Source organism: Candidatus Desulfolinea nitratireducens (genome assembly GCF_982879505.1).
This window is the reverse complement of the sequence record NZ_CEYOSI010000161.1, coordinates 1-5,658: the sequence shown is the minus strand read 5'-3', so window position 1 is coordinate 5,658 and position 5,658 is coordinate 1. Positions and strand designations below refer to the sequence as shown.

Below are 5,658 nucleotides of genomic sequence, written 5' to 3'. Positions count from 1 at the left end.
CACGACCTACGAGGACGACGACACGGCGGATGTGACGATAGAGACGCCCGCGATCCAGATCGGAAAGACCCCGGCGACGCAGACGATCGTTTCAGGTGGTACGGCGAGCTTCACCTTGACGGTGACGAACCCTGGCGATGTTTCGCTGACGAATATCGTGGTGACAGATGCTCAATGCACCACGGGCCCGACCTACACGGGTGGGGACGACGGCGATAATATCCTGCAAACGACGGAAAGCTGGACGTACAGTTGTGATGTCGCTGGTGAGACAGCGGACTTCACGAACACGGCGGAAGTCGATGGCGACTACAGCGGCACGACCTACGAGGACGACGACACGGCGGATGTGACGATAGAGACGCCCGCGATCGGCCTCGCGAAACGCTTAGTAAGTGCCGATCGTGTTAGTGCGGGCACATTCGATGTAGTCTTTGACCTCCTGGTCGAAAACTATGGCAATGTTGCCTTGAGTAATTTGCAGGTCGTTGATAACCTTAGCGCGACTTTCCCTGCACCGACGACTTTCACAAATGTGAATATAAGCAGCACAGCCTTTACTGTCAATGGCAGTTATGATGGCAGTAGCGATACCGATCTTTTGGCAGGTACAGATACGCTGGCTGTTGGGGCTTCTGGCGCAATCAGGATAGAAGTACGCGTTATCCCTAATAAAATAAGCTTTGAGAATATTGCCTTTGCTTATGGTGAGCCGCCGAGTGGTCCACCAGCAACAGATAACTCTACAGACGGTGATGACCCCGACCCGGATAATGATGGTCCAGGAAATAATGACGACCCCACTCCTGTAAACTTTGGGGCAAATATTTTTGATCCACCCTTTGGTTTCAAATCACTCGATGCTAATGGGCTGCCGATTTTGGAATGGACAATGATCTGGATCAATGATAATAACTTCCCATCAGTTGCCGCTGTTAGCGACCCCATCCCTGTAGGAACGACTTATGAAGTCGCTGGTGGTGTAACCTGTACAACGGATAGTGCTGTTGAGGCGGTTCCTGACGCGGAAACAACAACAACCTTATGTGATTATGAAGCGCCAACAACAACCTACCCGCGTGGACGTATTATCTGGGAAGGCTCTCTGGGGCCTGATCTTGGCGCTACAGATCAGACTGACGCAAATGATGAACTCTATATCACCTTCTCTGTCAGGGTCAATGATGGAGTCAGCCAGGTTCAAAACATAGCCACGATAGATGCGGATTTGAATAACAACTCAAACAGGACCGACCCAGGCGAGCAAACAGTTGCCTCTGCATCCGCTTCGTGGCAGGCTAATAACTCATCAGGAGGTGGTTCGGGTGGCGGTTCGTCCAACTCATCCAACTCACCTGGCGCCCTGCCTGCAACAGGCTTTGCCCCTGGCAGAGTCAGCGCTGTTTCAGGTAGCAAAGCACCAGAAAATAATCCTGCTGCGACAATGGAATTGGAAATTCCTGCGCTTGGGGTCAGAATCCCGATCGTGGGCGTACCCGAAACTGCACAAGGTTGGAATGTCGATTGGCTCTGGGAGCAAGCCGGATGGCTGCAGGGAACCGCCTTCCCCACCTGGACGGGTAATAGCGTCCTGACCAGTCATGTCTATTTGCCAAACGGTTTACCGGGCCCCTTTGTCGATCTGAAGACCTTGCGCTGGGGTGATGAGATCATCATCCATGCCTATGGCTTCCGTTACGTCTATCAGGTCCAGGCAGTCCGCTATGTTCTGCCCAACAATACCTCGGTGCTGGATCACAAGGATCAATCTACGCTGACATTGCTGACATGTGCAGGTTATGACGAACCCAAAGATAGTTACAGGTATAGGGTGGCAGTAGAGACGATCCGTCTATTTGCTGAGAAAGAATAACAGCTAATTAATTAGCAAGCCCTCTGCATTCAAAAATGCAGAGGGCTTTTTTTTATATTTGATGAAATCTGGGATTAAGAATTGGGCGTAGTACGATTTTTCGAACAGGAGTACAAATCTCAACTAAGACAGAAGCGGATTTTTTTCTGGATTTCAAGCTTGCTTCCGTTTATGATCTGCCAGTTGCACCAGTGAGAGAGTCTGAAAACTCATTATTAACCACTGATAAAAAGGATTGGGAAGGCAATCTCTCTATATATTCTATTCCCTATAAATCAATGGACATCCGTGTTTATCTGTGGTGAGCAGGCAGACCTAAAACACTTGGGCATAAATAAGCACCAAGCCTGAAAATCAATAGTTTTCATTGCCTGATAGCAGCGCTCCGCGTTGCGGACGAAGGAACTTAGGCGTTATTTACGCCATACTGTACCAGAGACTTTTTAGACAGTTTCTACCTTATTAGGCGATAGCCAGAGATGGTAAATTGATCTGTTGGCCTGGTACTAATGGCGTGTCTGGCGCAATCTGATTTGCATCGGCGAGGCTTGCGGGGGAGATTTTCCAGTCAAAGGCAATCGTTTCAAGGGTCTCACCCCAGCGGACAGTATATTCTCTCGAGATCCCATCATGATGATAGGTGATCCATTTCCAGCGGAAAACGTCAAAGCCGTGTCGGCCAGTGAAACCATAACCATGATTATCCCACTCATAATTGATCACACCACTTTCCAGATCACCGGGGGTGTATAAAGTGATCTCACGAATAAAACAGTCATTGATGCCATCCTGATTTTGGATCATATTGGTAATTGATAAGCGTTCATTATTATTGCCAATTCCCACCACCATAAAAATATGGGAAAATCGCCCATCAGCTTTCGACCATTGACCTGAGGTAGCATAAGAGAAGAGAATATCGCCCGTAAAAAGATTTCCTTTATTTTCAAAATCGTACCCGGCCATTTTCTCATCTGTTTCCACAACCAGATCAAAAGTTTCCGGATCAAATCCGTTCCATGGGCGGCCATACCAATATCGCGGGTTGGCGTTGATAAATAGCCTGGCATCTGCATCGTAACTGCCAATCCGATAAGGGAAACTATTCGCATCGTAATTGATCTGCCAGGTCAGCGGTCCGCACATGGATGCAGCATCCCACCAACCAATCTCTTCTTGTGAGACTCGATTTGCTTCCAGGCAATCACCTGCCAAATATTTTCTACCAGCCTCCAAATAATCAGGCATCTGCCAGTCAAGGTCAAAGATATCCACGAGGGTTTCATTACTTACATATCCTTCATCGATCATCCAGTGGCAGGGTAATTTTTTTGAAACGGACACGATTGTATCGTCACCAGGAAGGCCATCTTTTTGCCAATAGGCACTGAGATAATCACCCCAAATGCTGTCCTCTACTCCTGGGATCATGGGAATGGCAAGTAGTCGAAATATACCGCCGTAGGAGCGGAGCCAAACAGCAAATCCATTTTGCAGGAAGATCGCAACGGTCTGGTCACCCTTATAGGAAAATGGGGGTTGGTATTCATTGATCCCAAATTCGTATACGAACGGATCATCAGCCGTTTCGATCAGCAAACCCATGCGCCCATTCCAGATATAAGTGATGCGCTTTTCTTCCAGGTTAAGGGTAGCCCCCAGCTCTTCTTGAACCTTTGCCAGCATTTCTTCGCGAGACGAGCTTGGTCGCACGGCATTGCAACCTGCCGGGTTATTAAAAGCATATTGTCTTGATTGAGTTTTTTTGCCGCTTTTAGCTAATGGTCGATCCAGAAACGCTCGTCGAAACAGATTGTTTTGGGGAGATGATGACAATTCTATATTGCCGAAGGCCCCTTCTTCTTTGGCAAGAGATTTTTCATGATTAACGTTCTGACTTCCCAGCATTGGTGCGAAAAATGAACTTGCCAGATACAGGGAGATGGTTGATATTAGGGTGAATTTCAGCATGACATTCCTCTTTTTCTAAAGAAAACGGGCATGGATCCAAGCTATAAACCAAGCCTTTGCGAAGGAATGTCTCAAACCAATAGTGAAAAACACTTTGGCAATATTGCTTTGATAGACTTTCGGCGGCTTGGCAGTCATGTCCGGAGAAGGATTTAGACCCATAGCTTTGCGTCCCTGCCTTTCGACAGGTTTGCCGTTATCGATGTCGGATTCTCTAATTACACCTCGTTGGTTAGTAAAATAAAAAACAGGCCAGGGACGTGATCCCAAGCCTGCCGGTCAGCTATACAATAGCAGAACGTATAAATTGTAAAAGACTTTCGGCGGCTTGGCGATCATATCCGGAGAAGGATTTAGACCCATAGCTTTGCGTCCCTGCCTTTCAACAGGTTTGCCATTATCGATGTCAATAACTTTTTTCTAAAATGCGCTCCTTGATAAAAAGAAATCTGATAACAGTATACTCAATTTATACACAAAGAACCTTACAAACACCAGACAAAATATCCGGTCCTGGAGCAATAAAACAAGCTTACGAAGTGTTAAAACTCATCATATCTCGTAGTGGCGATTTTAGTCGCGCTGAAGGGCTAACGCTAAAGTGTGCCAAGCGGAGCCCTAACTACTACCGTAATTCTCGCCAGGGTGCCAGCCACCCGAAGTTTTAACTTCAACCGATAGATGTTGGGCTCAAGAAAACTCCCCCTGCAATTCTTTTCCATATAAGCGATGCGTTTTATAAAAATCAATCCCGAAATTGCGCATCTCACGCAGCATATTCTCATTCTCGGTGCGGATCTGCACGATCTCGGCATGCTTGAACTGACCGCTTTCGGTAGCGGATTTGTAAATTTCACTAAAGAGAATGGCCGTACCGCCCAGACCCCGATATTTCTCAAGCAAGCCTGCCCCATTGAAGTTGAGCCAGTCGGTGCTCTTGCGTTCGAGCAGCGCAGTAATCCAGCCAAAAGGAAGCAACTTGCCGCGTACCTTTTGAATGGCTGCCGATATATCGGGGTAGGATAAAACAAAGCCAACAGGATCATCCTCTTTCATGACGACCTTGATCAATCTCGGGTCGGCAATCCAGAGCAATTGCTCACCCAAGGATTCGACCTCTTCATCCGTGACCGGAACATTCGTCCCGGCATCGCCGAGAGAGCCATTATATAAATCCTTCAGATGAGGCAGTAAGGCACGTAATTCCTTGCGGGTGCGGTAGCGGGCAACGTGCAGGCCTCGTCGTTTTTGAACGCGCGCAGATAGCTCATGAATACGTTCAGGGAAAACTATCTGGGAATCGATATAGCCAGAATAGGTTTCCCGATTCATGCTGAAGCCTTCCCGCTCGACCAATTGAAGATAATATTCGGGGTTATAGGGCTGTCCAAAAGCAGGGCGATGCTCGAATCCCTTCGCGAGCAGACCATTCCCGTCCATGGGTGTAAAGCCATGTGGACCGAGAATCTTATTCAGGCCGCGCGCGCGTGACCATTGGCTTGCTGCCGCGAAAAGGGCAGTGGATACAGCCTCATCATCCACCGTTTCAAAGAGATAGAAGAAGGCAGTTTTCTCACCCCGAAAATCGTTGTAGCGGCGGTTATCCATCACGCAGATCCGCCCGAGCGGAGTTCCGTTTTGACGGGCGATAAAGAAGGCCGCCTCCGAATGTTCATAAAACGGGAACCGGTTTTGGTCAAGGACGAGACGGGCATCCCCGGCCAATGGCGGAACCCACTGGGTATTATCGCGATAGATATGAAAGGGCAGATCCAAAAAATCCTGAACCTGCCTTTTGTTATTTAGATCGATTT

Annotated in this window: 3 protein-coding genes and 2 riboswitches; of the genes, 1 reads left to right on the top strand and 2 read right to left on the bottom strand. The window is 48.1% G+C overall.

Annotation, left to right across the window (positions count from 1 at the left end):
- A partial coding sequence (locus AC3DOM_RS13040; RefSeq protein ID WP_487919486.1) for a sortase occupies window positions 1–1,873 on the top strand: 1,873 nt, incomplete at its 5' end.
- A gap of 462 nt (window positions 1,874–2,335) precedes the next feature.
- Here AC3DOM_RS13040 and AC3DOM_RS13035 read toward each other — a convergent pair.
- Together AC3DOM_RS13035 and AC3DOM_RS13030 are read right to left on the bottom strand one after the other, a co-directional pair.
- A complete protein-coding gene (locus AC3DOM_RS13035) occupies window positions 2,336–3,844 on the bottom strand; it encodes a LysM peptidoglycan-binding domain-containing protein (RefSeq protein ID WP_487919485.1) in 1,509 nt (502 codons plus the stop codon).
- Window positions 3,845–3,962: 118 nt separating this feature from the next.
- Window positions 3,963–4,049, bottom strand: a riboswitch (cyclic di-GMP riboswitch).
- 114 nt (window positions 4,050–4,163) lie between these two features.
- Window positions 4,164–4,250: riboswitch (cyclic di-GMP riboswitch) on the bottom strand.
- Window positions 4,251–4,534: 284 nt separating this feature from the next.
- Window positions 4,535–5,658 (bottom strand): hypothetical protein (locus AC3DOM_RS13030; RefSeq protein ID WP_487919484.1); only part of this gene is annotated, 1,124 nt, incomplete at its 5' end.